10 protein-coding genes are annotated in these 15,593 nt (G+C 70.8%); 7 read left to right on the top strand and 3 right to left on the bottom strand.

The annotated features are described in order from the left end of the window. Positions 1-63 precede the first annotated feature (63 nt). Together ACWEEU_RS11535 and ACWEEU_RS11540 are read left to right on the top strand one after the other, a co-directional pair. On the top strand, positions 64-705 hold the full coding sequence (locus tag ACWEEU_RS11535; RefSeq protein WP_385746634.1) for a winged helix-turn-helix domain-containing protein: 642 nt from the start codon (positions 64-66) through the stop codon (positions 703-705). Positions 706-906: 201 nt separating this feature from the next. Then, complete coding sequence (locus ACWEEU_RS11540; protein WP_385746636.1) at positions 907-2,475, top strand: DUF1996 domain-containing protein; 1,569 nt, start codon at positions 907-909, stop codon at positions 2,473-2,475. A gap of 120 nt (positions 2,476-2,595) precedes the next feature. On the opposite strand, the gene ACWEEU_RS11545 is transcribed toward ACWEEU_RS11540, so the two are convergent. After that, a complete protein-coding gene (locus ACWEEU_RS11545) occupies positions 2,596-3,000 on the bottom strand; it encodes a hypothetical protein (RefSeq protein ID WP_385746638.1) in 405 nt (134 codons plus the stop codon). Between the two features lie 139 nt (positions 3,001-3,139). On the opposite strand from ACWEEU_RS11545, the gene ACWEEU_RS11550 reads away from it, so the two are divergent. The 5 genes from ACWEEU_RS11550 (at position 3,140) to ACWEEU_RS11570 (ending at position 8,435) form a co-directional block, all read left to right on the top strand. Further along, on the top strand, positions 3,140-3,658 hold the full coding sequence (locus ACWEEU_RS11550) for a tetratricopeptide repeat protein (protein WP_451731094.1): 519 nt from the start codon (positions 3,140-3,142) through the stop codon (positions 3,656-3,658). 30 nt (positions 3,659-3,688) lie between these two features. Next, on the top strand, positions 3,689-5,608 hold the full coding sequence (locus ACWEEU_RS11555) for a hypothetical protein (RefSeq protein ID WP_451731097.1): 1,920 nt from the start codon (positions 3,689-3,691) through the stop codon (positions 5,606-5,608). 100 nt (positions 5,609-5,708) lie between these two features. Next, a complete protein-coding gene (locus ACWEEU_RS11560; protein WP_385746644.1) occupies positions 5,709-6,614 on the top strand; it encodes a metal-dependent hydrolase in 906 nt (301 codons plus the stop codon). Continuing rightward, positions 6,611-7,669, top strand: coding sequence for a PDR/VanB family oxidoreductase (locus tag ACWEEU_RS11565; protein ID WP_451731100.1), 1,059 nt, complete (start codon positions 6,611-6,613; stop codon positions 7,667-7,669). The genes ACWEEU_RS11560 and ACWEEU_RS11565 overlap by 4 nt, the downstream gene beginning before the upstream one ends. A 67-nt stretch (positions 7,670-7,736) precedes the next feature. Continuing rightward, positions 7,737-8,435 (top strand): TetR/AcrR family transcriptional regulator, encoded by a 699-nt coding sequence (locus ACWEEU_RS11570; protein WP_451731103.1) that lies wholly within the window; start codon positions 7,737-7,739, stop codon positions 8,433-8,435. A gap of 12 nt (positions 8,436-8,447) precedes the next feature. Here the strand turns inward: ACWEEU_RS11570 and pulA are convergent, their stop codons facing one another. Together pulA and ACWEEU_RS11580 are read right to left on the bottom strand one after the other, a co-directional pair. Beyond that, on the bottom strand, positions 8,448-13,844 hold the full coding sequence (gene pulA / locus ACWEEU_RS11575; protein WP_451731106.1) for a pullulanase-type alpha-1,6-glucosidase: 5,397 nt from the start codon (positions 13,842-13,844) through the stop codon (positions 8,448-8,450). Positions 13,845-14,062: 218 nt separating this feature from the next. Beyond that, the gene (locus tag ACWEEU_RS11580) at positions 14,063-15,451 is read right to left on the bottom strand and encodes an alpha-amylase (protein WP_385746652.1); all 1,389 of its coding nucleotides are present in this window, start codon (positions 15,449-15,451) and stop codon (positions 14,063-14,065) included. Positions 15,452-15,593: the final 142 nt, after the last annotated feature.

The following is a 15,593-nucleotide window of genomic DNA, read 5'->3' on the forward strand; positions in this document are numbered from 1 at the left end:
CGACCACGAATCGCGGCCGTCGCCCTGCCCGACGCACTCCTCGCGCGAAAGAGCTGACCTCTCATGGCGACCCATCGTCCGCAGTCCACCGCCACTCCCCTCGCCGCCACCCAGGCCCCCGCCCCGGCACCCCGTTCCGCCCCGCTCCCCGCGAGCGGTGCCCGGCACCGGCTGCGCTCCGTCGACCGGGACGAGGCGTGGGCCCCGGCCCACCCCGCCGGCGCCGGGCAGCCGGCCACCGTCGCGGATCTGCTGCCGCCGGGGGCCACCTGGCTGCCCGCCCCGCCGCACACCCTGCCCGACCTCCCCGGCCGGCCCCCGATGATCGGCTACCTGGTGCTCGTACCGGCCGACCAGCGGCCCCCGTTCGCCCCGGTCGCGGTCCCCGACCGGCCCGTCCCCGCCGAGGGCGGCGGCCCCCTGGTGCGGATCGACTCCGCGCGCCGTACGGCCTCCGTGGAGGGCCGCGAACTCGACCTGACCTACCTGGAGTTCGAGCTGCTGGCCCACCTGGTCGCGCATCCGCACCGGGTGCACACCCGCGACCAGCTCGTCACCACGGTGTGGGGATACGGCCATGTCGGCGACGGCCGCACCGTCGACGTGCACATCGCCCGGGTCCGCCGCAAGCTGGGCATTCACCGGCACACCATCCAGACGGTGCGCCGCGTCGGCTACAAGTACATTCCGCCGACGGGAAGCTGAGCTGGGGCCAAGCGGCGACCGAGCGGGAGGGAATCTCAACTCCCGCTGCTCAGAGGGTATTTCATGCCCCCACTCGGGGTAGTCCTCTGAATTATTTGTGAGAAGGCTGAACACCTCTGAGGCGGCGTCCGTATGGATGGACGCCGCTTCACTCCTGTCGGGCGCCTCGATGCTGCCCCGCAAGGAAGTCAGAGGAGTTCCATGGGAAGCAACACACGTAAACGCCGTACGCCGCTGGCTGTGAAGGTCACCGCAGCATCGGCGGCCCTAGCGCTCGGTGGGGGCGGGCTGATCTGGGCGAACTTCTACGCCTCCGCGCACGAGGCGAACAACGGGGGCAAGTGGGGAGGCAACTCGACCAAGGCCGCCGCCGCCCAGGTGGCGACCATCTCCTGCCCCGACGTCGGCCAGAAGCTCACCAACGTGCCGAACCAGGCCCGCAAGGACGTGGACGGCGAACTGGCCAACCTGGACCGCCAGATCACCGAGGCGTACCAGCGCCTGGCGACCACCCGCGACGCCCAGACGCGCGACGCGAGCTTCGTCCAGAACTCGATCCTCCAGCCGCTCAAGGAGCGCCGCCAGAACATCCTGGACCGGATCAAGCTGGAGATCACCCGCGTGGGCGGCACCGCCCCGAGCGATCTGGACACCCTCGCCAACTGCACCGGTACGCCCGCCAGCCAGACCACCCCCGGCGGCCAGAACGGCGGCCAGCAGCAGGGCGGCCAGAACACCGGCGGTCAGCAGCAGAACAACGGCGGTCAGCAGCAGGGCGGCCAGACCGGCCAGAACAACGGCGGTCAGCAGCAGGGCAACGGCGGCCAGCAGGGCAACATCGGCGGCCAGGCCGGCAACGGCCCCGTCGCGGCCGACTTCGTGGACATCACCAAGGTCCAGCCGAACGTCAAGGCCAAGCCGCGCAACAGCCGCAACGCCTCGCGGGGCACCTTCACCACGCGCTGCGGTGTGAACGCCAACAAGAACCACAACACCGACAACGTGATCGTGGCGCCCGGTGTGAAGAACGGCGCGCACCACCTGCACGACTACGTCGGCAACCAGAAGATCGACGCGTTCGCCAGCAACAACACGTTCCTGCAGGGCGGCACGAGCTGCCAGAACAAGAGCGACCTGTCGTCGTACTACTGGCCGGTCGTCCGCGTCCAGGACGGGTCGCAGGACTTCGACCAGAACAGCGACGGCGGCGGCAAGGAAGGCAACGTCGGCAAGATCCTGACGCCGGTCCAGGCGCAGATCAAGTACGTCGGCAGCCCCACCGGCAAGGTCGTCGCGATGCCGCAGTTCCTGCGGATCATCACCGGTGACGCCAAGACCACCACCAACGGTCTGGCCAACGCCAACGCGCACTGGAGCTGCACCGGGTTCGAGAGCAAGGTCCAGCTCACCGAGCAGTACCCGATCTGCCCGCAGGGCAGCAAGGTCGTGCGGACGTTCGCCTTCCAGAGCTGCTGGGACGGCCAGAACACCGACAGCGCGAACCACCGCACCCATGTGGCCTTCGCCGACGCCAACGGCAACTGCCAGAACGGCTTCAAGGCGATCCCGCAGCTCACGATGCGCCTGGTGTACAACATCACGCCGCCCACCCTGGCCAATGGCCAGGTGAAGAACGCGTACGCCGTGGACGGTTTCCCCGAGCAGCTGCACAAGGCCGCCACGGACCACGACGACTTCATCAGCATCACCCAGGGCGGTCTCGCCAACAAGATCGCCAACTGCGTCAACCGCGGTCAGAACTGCTCGTGATCCCCTGATCCCCCCACCTGGGGAGCACGAGTAGAGGCCGGTGACGGGCCCCACCCCGTCACCGGCCTCCGTCGTGTCCGCCGTGTCCCCCGCACCCGGCCCGGCCGGTACGCGCGGGTCTCAGCCGGTGTGCGCGTGGTGGTCGGTGCCCACCTCGAGGTCGCCGCCGAGCGTCCCGCGCAGCGCCTTGACCGTGCCGTTCTCACCCACCGCCACCCACTTGCGGCCGACGAGGTAGAAGCCGCCGTAGTCCTTCGCGTCGTTGATCCACTCGCGCTGGCCGCGGTCGGTGGCGAAGGTGGCGAGGACGAACTTGCCGTCCTTGTTCTTGCACAGCGCCTGGCGGATCTCGTCGGCGTCGGTCTGCATGTCCGGGGTGCACTTGACCTCGGCGGCCAGGCTCTCCAGGCTGCCGGTCGCCGTCACCGGGACCTTCTTCTCCTGCTGCCCGGACCCGCAGCCCGCCAGCGCCAGTACGGCCGTCGCGGCGCCCGCCACGGCGAGCGCCGCCCTCGTCACCCTCATCTGCACTGCTCCTCCGGTCTGGTACACCCACATGCCGCACGGGGCCCCGGCGCGGGGGCCCGTACCGACGGATACGGCTGCGGACGCCGCACCGCTCAAATCCGGTGCGAAAGCGGATCACTTGTGCGAGGGTGACGCGATGAACAAGGACTGGGAAGAGCGCGTGAACACCCTCTGGGCCGGCTTCGCGGACCGCCCCGAGGAGGAGGCTCCGGCCTTCCGTGCCGAAATAGCCGCCTTGACCGCCGAGTTGCCGGAGGGCAGTCCGCTGGGCCCCTTCGAGGAGGCGTGCGCCTGGGACTCCACCGGCCACTCCGACAAGGCGGTGCCGCTGTACCGGGAGGCGCTGGAGCGGGGCCTGCGCGAGGTGAGTCCGTACCGGGGGCGCCGGACCGCGATCCAGCTCGCCAGTTCGCTGCGCAACACCGGGCACCCGGAGGAGGGCGTACGCCTCCTCACTCCGGAACTCGACTCGCACTCCGACGAGTTGGACGACGCCGTACGGGCCTGTCTCGCGCTGTGCCTGTCCAGCCTCGGCCGGGACCGCGAGGGGCTCTCCCTCGTGCTCGGCGCGCTCGCCCCTCATCTGCCCCGCTACCAGCGGTCGATGGGGAACTACGCCCGGGCACTGGTGGCCGAGTCACCCGCGCGGCGGTAACCCACCGGCGTTTCGCTCGTTCTCCCCGATGTGCAGTCACAGGATGTAGCCCAGCGTCACGCAGCCACCCACGGGGCCCGGGGACCCGCCGCCGATGTCGAGCAGGCCGAGGCCGCGCTCGTCGAGCACTATCCGCGGCTGGTCCGGCTCGCCTATCTGGTGCTGCCGCCCGAACTCGGCCGCGGTCGGCGCGTGCTGACCGCCCACGCGCTGGCCCAGCGGGCGCTGCCCACCGGGCGCAAGCAGCGCTCCCTCATCCCGGCGCAGGCGTCCGGGAGGGACGGCGACCCGGCGTACGGCTTCGTGCGGGAGCGGGTGCTGCGCTCGGCCCTGGAGGCGTGCCGGCCGCGCAAGGGCCTGCCCAAGCGGTCCCAGTTGCCCGCGCTGCTGCCCCGGGCGTGGGGGCTCAGGCTCTTCCCGCGCTCCGGCGGAGCCGCCGAACTCGCCCTGGAACAGCGGCTGTCCGCACTGTCTGCCCCGGCCCGCGCCGCCTATGTGCTGCGCGGTCTGGAGGGCCTCGCTGACGGTGACGTGCGCAAGATCCTCAAGTCCGCCGGGGTGACCCGCGTGGAGTCGGCTCTCTCCGAGGCGAACGGCGTCCCCGCGCAGTACGGGCTGCTGTCCTCGCCGGAGTTCGACGCCTGCTCGCTCCAGGCACGCCCCACCGACCTGGTGCGCCGCCGCCAGCACACCAAGGCGGCGCTCGCGGCGGGCGCCGCGCTCCTGGTGTGCTGCGCGCTGGTGGCGATGCCCGGCGGCGGCTGGGGTCCCGAGGGCGCGGCCGCGCCGTCGTACGCGTCCAACCCCGCCGCCGAGGCCGCCCTGGACCCGGCCAAGCTCACCCGGGTGCCCCCGGCCGCCTGGAAGACCTCGGCGCGCACCGACTTCTCGGTGTGGCCCGCGCGCGGCCCGCTCACCGGCGACAAGGACCTGCTGCGCCGCGCGCTGGCGGTCTGGGCCCGCCCCGGCGCCACCGTGCGCGTCTCGGCGACTCCGGGCACCCAGACCGGCGGCCCCGCCGGACCGCCCCAACTGCTGTACGCGGGACAGGTGGACGCGGCCCGCGTGGTGATCCTCTACGACGGGCTGCGCATCGCCCGCTACGCCGAGCCGGTGGACGGCACCGAGGGAGCCGCCCTCGACTTCGCCCGGGTGGACGGCGCGGGCCGCGCCGAGGCCGGCGCACTGGTACTCGGCCGCGCGGACGGCAACGTCCGCTATCTGACGGCGCCCTGGGTGAAGAGGGCCGCCGAACGCGACCTGACCAAGCCGGAGTCGGCGCCCCACGCGCTCACCCTCACCGACGGTGTGACCTCCCCGCTGGCCAGCCCCGCACTTCGGACCGGGAGTTGCACCTCCTGGAGCGTGCTCCAGTTGACCGACGGCACCGGCACCCGGCTCGCCACCGACCTCGGTGAACTGGTCCCCGCGCACCTCACGGCGGGACGGCCGGGCTCGCCCGCGGAGGCGTCCGGCGCCGAAGGGCTGCGCGACTGGGCGCCGTTCGCCTGCTCGCTGGGCGCCGAGCGCTCGGCCGGCATCCGCGAGGTGAACGCGTGGGCGTACGCCGAGCAGGCGCTGCCGGACGCGGGCGGGAACGGCACCTGGGTGTGCACCCGGGCGGAGACCTGGCGTGGCGACGGCACGGCGGCGCTGGCGCAGTTCCGTACGCCGGGCGGGGCGGCCGGGGCGGTCGTGGCCAAGGCGACGGACACCACGGCGTGCGGTCCGCGTGATCCGCATGTGCTGGCCGGGGTGCTGTGGAAGTCCGGTACGGGCTCCTGGTATCTGCTCGCGGCGGGCAGCGAGGACGTGGCGTCGGTCCGCGCGACCGGCGGAGTGAAGGCCGAGGGAACCGGGCGTCTGCTGGCGGCACCCGCCGAACGCGGCGCGCAGGCCGACCTCAAGGGCACGCTGGCGAGCGGGCGGGACATCAACGGGCTGGGCTAGGGGGTGTCTCCCCCCCCAGGGACGCGGCTTGCTGACAAGCGAGTCAACAAGCTCTGCCCCAGGGGTTCTCACGCGCCCCGCGCCTCAGTACATTGACGCCATGTCTAACAAGCAGGCCGGGCCGGTCGAGTCCGAGCGCATCGCGCTCAAGGCCCGCAACGTGTCCTTCTCCTGGGCGGACACCCCGCTGCACTGGGTGCCCGGCGACCCGTTCACCACGCACACCATCAACGTGCTGCACCTGCTGCTGCCGGCCGGCGAGCGCTGGTTCGTGCACGTCTACAAGCAGGCGCTGCCGCTGATCCGGGACGAGCGACTGCGAGAGGACGTCATCGGGTTCATCGGGCAGGAGGCGATGCACTCCCAGGCCCATGACGAGGTGCTGCCACACCTGCGCGAGCAGGGGCTCGACCCGACGCCGTACACCGCGCAGGTCGACTGGTTCTTCGAGAAGCTGCTCGGGGACCGCACTCTGCCGCCGGGCCGGGCACGGCGCTGGTGGCTCCTGGAGCGGATCGCGCTGATCGCGGCGATCGAGCACTACACCGCCTTCCTCGGCGACTGGGTGCTCAACGCCGCGGAGCTGGACCGCCGGGGCGCCGACCCGACCATGCTGGACCTGCTGCGCTGGCACGGCGCGGAGGAGGTCGAGCACCGCTCGGTCGCCTTCGACCTCTTCACGCACGTGGACGGCGACTACCGGCGCCGGGTGCGGACCTGGGCGCTGGCGTTCTCGGCGCTGCTGTTCCTGTGGCAGCGCGGGGCCCGCTTCTTCATGGAGAACGACCCGACACTGGTGGACGGCAAGGCGTCGTTCGCGGAGTTCTACCGCAGCGGCCGCCGGGGCACGCTGCCCGCGACGGGCGCCCTGCTGAAGTCCGTCCCGCGCTACCTCAGCCGCGCCTACCACCCCTCCCAGGAAGCCTGCACCGCGCAGGCGGTCGCCTATCTGGCCACATCCCCCGCCGCCCTGGCGGCCGAGCGGCACGAGAAGGAGGCGTCGTGACGCCGAAGCCCCGCACCCTCCTGCTGCTGGCGGGCGGTGCCACCGCCCTGCTCGCCCGGCGGGCGCTGCGCCGCCGCGTGAAGAACTCCCCGCTGTGGCCGCTGCCCGCCCTCGACCCGCCGATCTCGGGCCGTCCGCGCAGGGGAGCGCTGCGGCTGCTGCTGACCGCGCGCGAGGAGGTCGCGGACGGCGTGGTGCGGCTGCGCCTGGAGGGTGACGGGCTGCCGCCCTGGGAGCCGGGCGCGCATCTGGACCTGGTGCTGCCCTCGGGCCTGGTCCGGCAGTACTCGCTGTGCGGCGACCCTGCGGACACCACCTCGTACACGGTGGCCACACGGCTGGTCGCGGACGGGCGGGGCGGCTCGCGCGAGGTGCACGAGCAGTTGGCGGAGGGGACGGAACTCCAGGTGCGCGGGCCGCGCAACCGCTTTCCGCTGGTCGAGGCGCCCGCGTACGTCTTCGTCGCGGGCGGGATCGGCATCACCCCGGTGCTGCCGATGCTGCGGGCGCTGCCCGAGGGCGCCGAGTGGCGGCTGCTGTACTGCGGGCGGTCGCGGGAGTCGATGCCGTTCCTCGCGGAGGTGGAGAAGCTGGCGGGCGACCGGCTGACCCTGGTCGCGGAGGACGAGGACGGACGCCCCGACCTGGCCGCGCTGTTCGCGGACACGGCACCCGGCACCGCGGTCTACTGCTGTGGCCCGGAGGGGCTGATGGACGCGGTGGAGGAGCGGCTGCCCGGGGGCGCCACGCTGCACCTGGAGCGGTTCGCGCCGCGGACCACGGCCGGAGGCGACAGCGCGTTCGAGGTCGAACTGCGACGCAGCGGCCGGACGGTGACCGTACCGGCCGATTCCACCGTGCTGGCGGCCGTACGGCGTGAGCTGCCGGACACCGTGTTCTCCTGCGAGCAGGGTTTCTGCGGGACCTGCCAGCAGCGGGTGCTGGAGGGGGAGGTGGACCACCGCGACGAGCTGCTGACCGACGCGGAGCGCGGGGACTCGATGCTGATCTGTGTGTCCCGGTCCCGGGGTGAACGCCTGGTGCTCGACATGTGACGGAAGTGCGCGCCTCGATGCGGAACCGGATCGTCCAACTACCGGTTCCGATCGGTAAGGTGGGGGCATGAGCACCGGGGTTCGCCGCAGGATGGGCGTCGAGGAGCGACGGCAACAGTTGATCAAGGTCGCGCTCGATCTGTTCAGCCGCCGTTCGCCCGACGAGGTCTCCATCGACGAGATAGCGTCGGCGGCGGGCATCTCCCGCCCGCTGGTATACCACTACTTCCCCGGCAAACTCAGCCTGTACGAGGCCGCGTTGAAGCGTGCCTCGGAGGATCTGGCCGGGCGGTTCGTGGAGCCGCTCGAAGGCCCGCTGGGGCTGCGGCTGCTGCGGGTGATGCGCCGCTTCTTCGACTTCGTGGACGAGCACGGCCCCGGCTTCTCCGCGCTGATGCGCGGCGGTCCGGCGGTCGGTTCCTCGGCGACCAACGCCCTGATCGACTCGGTGCGGCAGGCCGCCTACGAGCAGATCCTCACCCACCTCGGCATCGAGGACGCCGAGGCGGCTCCCGCGCGCCTGGAGCTGGTGGTGCGCTCGTGGATCTCGCTGGCCGAGTCCACCGCGCTGATCTGGCTGGACGGGCGGCGGGTGCCGCGCGCCGAGCTGGAGGTCCAGCTCGTGGACGACTTCGGCGCGCTCGCCGCCGTGAGCGCGGCGCGGGACGAGGAGATGGCCGCGCTGATGCGGTCGATGGTCAAGGACGAGCCGGCCGACGGTCCCTTCGCGGAACTCGCCGGCCGGCTCATCGCCCTGGCGTCCTGAACGCCCGCCCGTCTACCGGGTGAAGACGGCCACGGTCCGCGCCGGGACGCTGAACGTGCCCGAGGCGGCCTGGTAGCGGGCGGACTTGACCACCCGGTCCGACCCGGACGCCTGCACCGGGTGCAGCCGGTAGTGCTCGCCCGCGAGGGAGCTCACCTTCTGCTCCTGGCGCTCGGGCGTGGCGTTGAACACCACGACCAGGTCACCGAGTCGCATGGTGATCACGCCGGGGGTCTCGTCCTTGCCGGAGAGCGGGAAGGCGAGCCGCTGCTGCACCTGGTCCGCCGTGGCGAGCGAGAACGCGGGCTCGGTGGTACGGATGCGCAGCAGGTCGCGGTACGCGGCCGAGGTGCCCGTGATCTGCGGGCAGCCGACCTTGACCTTGGTCAGCAGCGGGGCGGCGTAGGGCCACTTGGCCTTGTTGTCGGCAGCCGGGGGCAGCCCCCGGCCGAAGCCGTTGCCGTCGGCGCAGTTCCAGTGGATGGCGTTGAACCAGTCGCCGCTGTCGAAGGAGTTGCGGTCCAGCGACTTCGAGCGCAGCAGGTCGGTGCCCGCCTGCGAGAGCGCCGGGCCCTGGGAGAGGGCGGCGGTGGCCATCGCGAGGACCTGCATCCTGGCCCGGTCGGACGCACCGGTCCCGGCGGGCAGCTTGTAGGCGAGGGCGTCGAACAGCGACTCGTTGTCGTGGGCGTCCACGTAGGCGAGGGCGTCGCCGGGGGCGGCCGCGTATCCGGCGGGTGCGCCGTTGTAGTCGATCTCGGCTCCGGTGACCGCCTTGCCGTCGGTGTCGGTGAAGCGGTACTTGGCGAGGTTGCCGCTCAGGCCCACCTTGATGAGGTCCTGGTAGTGCAGCAGCCGGGCCTTCTGCTCGGCCGGAGTCCCGTTCTCCTTGGAGGAGTTGGGGTCGGTGTAGAGCCCGGAGGCGAAACCCTGGACGCCGGGGTCCTCGTCGAAGGGGCTGCCTCCGCGCACCGCGTCACGGGCGCGGTCGGAGAAGGTGGCGATGCCGGTGCCGGCCATGTTCTTCTGCGTGGCCTGCACGAAGCGGGCGTCGTCCGCGACCTCCCCGAAGTTCCAGCCCTCGCCGTAGAGGATGATCTTCTTGCCGTCGACGCCGTCCTTGGCGAGGGTCAGCCCGTCCAGCGCCTTGCGGACGGCGAGGATGTTGGCCTTGGGGTGGTGGCCCATGAGGTCGAAGCGGAAGCCGTCGACCTTGTACTCCTTGGCCCAGGTGACGATCGAGTCCACGACGAGCTTGCCCATCATGGCGTTCTCGGTCGCGGTGTTGGCGCAGCAGGTGGAGTTGGCCACGCTGCCGTCCGCGAGGAGCCGCTGATAGTAGCCGGGCACGACCTGGTCGAGCACCGAGGTGTCGGCCTGGCCGCTGGCGGCGGTGTGGTTGTAGACGACGTCCATGACGACCCGCAGACCGTCCTGGTTGAGACCCTGCACCATCTTCCGGAACTGCACGGTGCGCCCGGTGCCGTCGGGGTCGGTGGCGTACGAGCCCTCGGGGACCGTGTAGTGGTACGGGTCGTAGCCCCAGTTGTAGGCGTCCTTGGCGGCGGTCTTCGCCACGCACTCCTGCTGCTTGTCGGAGTCGGCCGGGTAGGAGGCCAGGTCGCAGTCGGGAGTGGCCTGGTCGGCCTTCTTCTCGGGGATGGTGGCGATGTCGAACGCGGGCAGCAGGTGCACGTAGGACGTGCCCGCCTTCGCCAGTTCGCGCAGGTGCTTCGAGCCGTCGCTGTTCTTGTCGGTGAAGGCGAGGTAGGTGCCCCGGTCTCCGGCCGGGACGGTCTTGTCGGCCACCGAGAAGTCCCGGATGTGCAGCTCCTGGATCTGCGCGTCCCGCAGCGGCACGGCCTTGGGCTTCTTCAGGCCCGTCCAGCCCTTGGGCGCCAGCGAGCGGTCGGCGAGGTCGACGACGAGGCTGCGCTCGGAGTTCGCGGTCAGGGCGACCGAGTAGGGGTCGGTGACCTTGTTCGTCACGATCTTCCGGACGCTGGGCGCCCACACCGTGACGGCGTACCGGTAGGGCTTGCCCTTCCAGGAGGCGGGCCCGGTGACGGACCAGACGCCGGTGGCGTCGTCGCGGTGCATGGCCTTGAGCGAGCCGTCCAGCTCCAGCGCGACGCTCTGGGCCGTCGGCGCCCACACGGAGAGCGTGGGCTTCCCGTCGTGGAAGACGGGCCCGAGCTCGGCCTTGGTCGCGCCCGGATACAGGTCGTCCAGCGCCCCGGCGATCTGCACGCCGGTGGCGGCGAGCACGGCGCCGTTGGCGGCGCGCTGGGAGGCCACGAGCTGGCCGGTGAGCGCCTCGCGCACCCGGCTCCGGTCGCGCGGGTCGACGGACCAGGCGGTGTAGTCCTTCAGGTGCGGGAACTTCGCCTTCTGGGCGTCGGTGAGGCTGGTCCTGTTCAGTCGCAGCCAGCGCTCGTCGTCGCTGGTGAGGGCGGAGTCCTTCACGGCGATGGAGCCGTCGTGGGAGGCGAGCAACTGGGTGGAGGCGGCGCCGTCCACGCCGTTCCAGGCGACGGTGTCCCGGTCGATCCAGACCGCCTTGGAGGTGGTCAGGTCGAGCGCCGCCGCGCTGCCCTTCGGCTGCGGGAGCAGATAGGTCTCCTGGCCGTTCAACAGCCACACCTCGTGGCCGTTCGCCGTGAGGTCCAGGGACTGGTCGGTGGGCAGATCCTTGTCGTCGCCCTTGTGGATGATGTAGCTGAGGCTGGTGGCACCCTCGGTGAGCGGCACCTCGTAGACCGCGCCATAGGCGTCAGTCTTCACCGGCTGGAGGGGCTTCGACCAGTCGGTGGGGTTCGCGGCGCCGGTCCAGACGTGCAGGCCCCAGCCGTCGTAGTTCCCGTCGGCACGGTGGTAGTGCAGGACCGCCTTGGTCTTGTCCTGGGCCGGCTGGCCGGGGTTCTCGGTGAGCACCTCGGGCTTGCCCTGCTCCAGCCAGACCTCACCCGTCTTGGTGACGTCGATGGACCGGTCGGCGGACACGTCCTTGTCGCCGTTCTTGTCGACGACCAGGAAGCCCACGTTCGAGGCGCCCGGCTTCAGCTTGACCCAGGCGAAGGCGCCGTAGGCGTCGCGGCCGGTGAAGGGGTGCCCGGCGGGCCAGGTGGTGGACTCGCCGTCGGCGAGGTCGCCCCAGGCGTAGAGACCCCAGTCGGCGTAGTCGCCGTCGGCACGCTTGTAGTGGACGACCACGTAGTCGCGCGAGGAGGCCGAGGGCGTCTCGGGCGCGGCCGGGGTGCCGGTGGCCGAGGTGCCCTGGGCGCTCGCGGTGCGGCCCGCGGAGTCGATCACGACGGCCTTGTAGCGCAGCGCGGTACCGGCGGGCACGTCCTTGCCGATGGCCTGGGTGACCTCGTACGGCGCGTGGTCGGCCGAACCCAGCGTCTTCCAGGGCCCGTTGCCGACCTGGGCGGCGAAGACGACGCGGTTGAGCTGCCCTCCGTCGACGTCGGCGCCGATCTCGACCGTGCCGGTGGCTCCGGCGGCCGGGGCGGTGAGGGTGAGCGTGGGCTTGGCGGCGGGCGCGGCGAGGGGGCGGTCGGCCTGGTAGACCACGGCGGACTCGGCGGGGACGGTGACCGTGAGCTTGCGGTCGGCGTCCGTCCGCACCGTGCCGTGGGCGCCGTACAGGCCCCGGTAGGTCATGCGGGCCGAGCCGGTCGCGAAGGAGGCGGACTTGGTCTCGCCGGCGTTGTTGACGGCGACGACGTACTCGGCGCCGGTGCGCGCGTCCGTGCGGGTGAAGGCGTAGATCCCGGCGCCGTCGGCCGCGTAGCGCTCGGTCTGCACGCCGTCGGTGAGGGCCGGGTTGGCCTTGCGGAGCCCCGCCAGAGCCGCGATGTCCCGGTAGAGCGGGGCCTTGGTGTCGTAGGAGTCCCGCGCGTGGGTGCGGGTGGTGCCGATCTCGTCGTCGTCGAGGTAGTCGGCGACCTTGGAGGCGAACATGGTCTGGCGGGCGTCCTTGTCGCCGCCGGAGCCGGTGAAGCCCTGCTCGTCGCCGTAGTAGACGACGGGGTTGCCGCGGCTGAGGAACATCAGCTCGTTGGCGAGCCTGTCCTTGCGCAGGATCTCGGCGTCGGTGGCCTTGGGGTTGTCCTGCTCGAGGAAGTACCCGATGCGGCCCATGTCGTGGTTGCCGAGGAAGGTGACCTGCTCGTAGGCGTTCGCCTTGTCGGTCGTGTACTTGTAGTCGTCCCCGAAGACGCCAGCCAGCTTCTTGGCGCTCGCGCCCTGGGAGGCGTAGGCGCGGGCCGCGTCCTGGAAGGGGAAGTCGAGGGTGGCGTCCAGGCGGCCCTGGGTGACGTACGGGGAGGTCACCGAGGTGTCGGCGGAGTAGACCTCGCCGAACATGAAGAAGTTCTTCCGGCCGCGGGCGGCGGCGTACCTGTCCAGTGCGGTGGCCCACTGGGTCCAGAACGGCATGTCGACGTGCTTGACCGTGTCGATGCGGAAGCCGTCGACGGCGAAGTCCTTCACCCAGCGCTGGTAGATCCTCTCCATGCCGGTGACGACCTCGGGACGCTCGGTCCACAGGTCGTCCAGGCCGGAGAAGTCGCCGTACTCGGCGGACTCGCCCGCGAAGGTGGAGTCGCCCCGGTTGTGGTACATCGTCGGGTCGTTGAGCCAGGCCGGGACCTTGCTCTCGCTCGTGACGACGGGGGTGCGCGGGAAGGAGGAGGTGTCCACGGCCGGGAACTTCCTCCGGCCGTCCGCGTAGTCGGAGTCGTCGAAGGGGCGGCCGTCCTTGGTCAGATAGGGGAAGGCGCCCTTGGAGAGGTAGTCCTGCGACTTCTCCTTGTAGTCCACGACGTCGGCGGTGTGGTTGGTGATGACGTCGAAGAAGACCTTCATGCCCTTGCCGTGGGCCTTGGATATGAGGTTCTTCAGGTCGGCGTTGGTGCCGAAGTGCGGGTCGACCTGGGTGAAGTCGGTGATCCAGTAGCCGTGGTAGCCCGCCGAGGCGTCGGCGCCGCTGCCCTGCACGGGACGGTTCTTGAAGATGGGGGCGAGCCAGATGGCGGTCGTGCCGAGGCCCTTGATGTAGTCGAGGCGGTGGGTGAGGCCCTTGAGGTCGCCGCCCTGGTAGAAGCCCTTGTCGGTGGGGTCGTAGCCGGTGCTCGTGCGTGAACCGGTCAGACCGCCGCGGTCGTTGCCCTTGTCACCATTGGCGAAACGATCCGGCATGACGAAGTAGAACTGCTCGCGGGTGTCGTCGTGCCGGGCCGGCTGCGCGGCCAGGGCCGCGTCCGACGGGGGTGCGGGCGGGGCCGCGGCGTGCGCCGCCAGCGGCGGTACGAGGGCGGCGGCGAGGGCCACGGCGACGACGGCCGCCGCTCTCCTCCGGACGGGGGTGCGGCGCGACCGGCGCGCCTGCCAACTCGGTCTCACGGGCACAGACTCCTTGCGCTCACGGCTCGTTCGGGTCCGGCCCCTGGACACGGCTTCGTTGCCGGACGCCGCGCGACCGTACCGCCGCCGCAAGCCTTGCTGCAAGACTCTTGAAACCCGAAGAAAGAAATTTCATCCCTGAACGACGGACGAACCGCCCGTATACGACGGGCGGTTCACCGGTGAAGCGTTCAACGGCCGCTCAAGGACGCGTGCGTTCAGCAGCTCGACTTGCCCGCGTACAGCGCGAGCGCGGTGTTGGCGCCGAGCGTGGCCGTGAACTGGCCGCTCGAATTCACCGTCACGCTCGTGTTGTTCTGCACGTTGCAGTACGTGCCCGCCGCGAGGGAGGTCTGGTAGGTGCGGGTAAGCGACGAGGTCTCGTGGTTGATCGCCACGTAGCCCTTGTTGCCGCGCCCGAAGGCGATGGCGTCGTTGCCGTTGTCCCACCAGTTGGAGACCGCCTGGCCGCGTGTGGCGTTGCGGAAGGCGACCATGGACTTGATCTCCGGCCAGGCGTGCTGGCATTTCCAGCCGTCCTGCCAACAGGCGTTGACCTTGCCGTTGTTGGGCGGACCGGCGTCCACGTCGGACCACTCGTAGCCCGAGTTGATGTCCGGCGCGCCGTAGGGGTAGGCCAGCATGAAGACGTTGGCCAGCGTGTAGTTGGCGCCGTCCTTGTAGTTGAGGGTGCTGCCGTTGCGCTCGGTGTCGTGGTTGTCGACGAAGACACCGGCGACCGAGCTGCTCATGTAGCCCCAGCCCTCGCCGAAGTTCTTCAGATAGGCGAGGTTCTCGTTGTTGAACACCCGCTTGAGGTCGTAGGCGTAGCGGAACTCCTGGACGTCGCCGTTGCCGGTGTACTCGGTGGGCTGGACGGCCTCGCCCGCGCCGTAGATGACCTCCTGCTTCCAGTACACGGACGGGTTGGTCAGGCGGGACTTGATGTTGGCCAGGTCGGCGGCGTCGATGTGCTTGGCCGCGTCGATGCGGAAGCCGTCGACGCCGAGGGAGAGCAGGTCGTTCATGTACCCGGCGATGGCCCCCCGGACGTACGCCTCACCGGTGTCCAGGTCGGCCAGGCCGACGAGTTCGCAGTGCTGGACGTTCCAGCGGTCCTGGTAGTTGCTGACCTGCGAGGTGCAGTCGTCGAAGTCCGGCGGGGAGTACAGGCCGGGGTAGTTGTACTTCGTGTACGACGAGCCGCCGGTGCCGGTGCCGCTGCCCGCGGACATGTGGTTGATCACGGTGTCGGTGACGACCTTGAGGCCGGCCGAGTGACACGTGTCGACCATGTTCTTGAAGGCGGTGCGGTCGCCGAGCCGGCCCGCGATCTTGTAGGAGACGGGCTGGTAGGAGGTCCACCACTGCGAGCCCTGTATGTGCTCGGCGGGCGGGGAGACCTGGACGTAGCCGTATCCGGCGGGGCCGAGGGTGGTGGTGCACTCGCGGGCGACCGAGGCGTAGTTCCACTCGAAGAGGACGGCGGTGACGTCCTTGGTGCCGGGCGGGGAGGCCTGTGCGGCAGTCGGGTACATGCCAACCGACATGCCGAGCGACACCGCTGCCGCGAGGGCGAACGCCGTGGGGAGGGTTCTGCGTGCCATGTGGGGGTTCCTTCGTCGTTGAAGGCTTGAAGGCGCTTGCTGAAACATTTCAGCAAACTTGCGGTGACGCAGATGTTAAAGGCCCGCCACCTGAAAAGGCAGCGGGCCGAGGGAAGTTGATGCAAGAACTTTTCGTAAAGGC

The sequence above is a fragment of the Streptomyces sp. NPDC005004 genome, assembly GCF_053600675.1.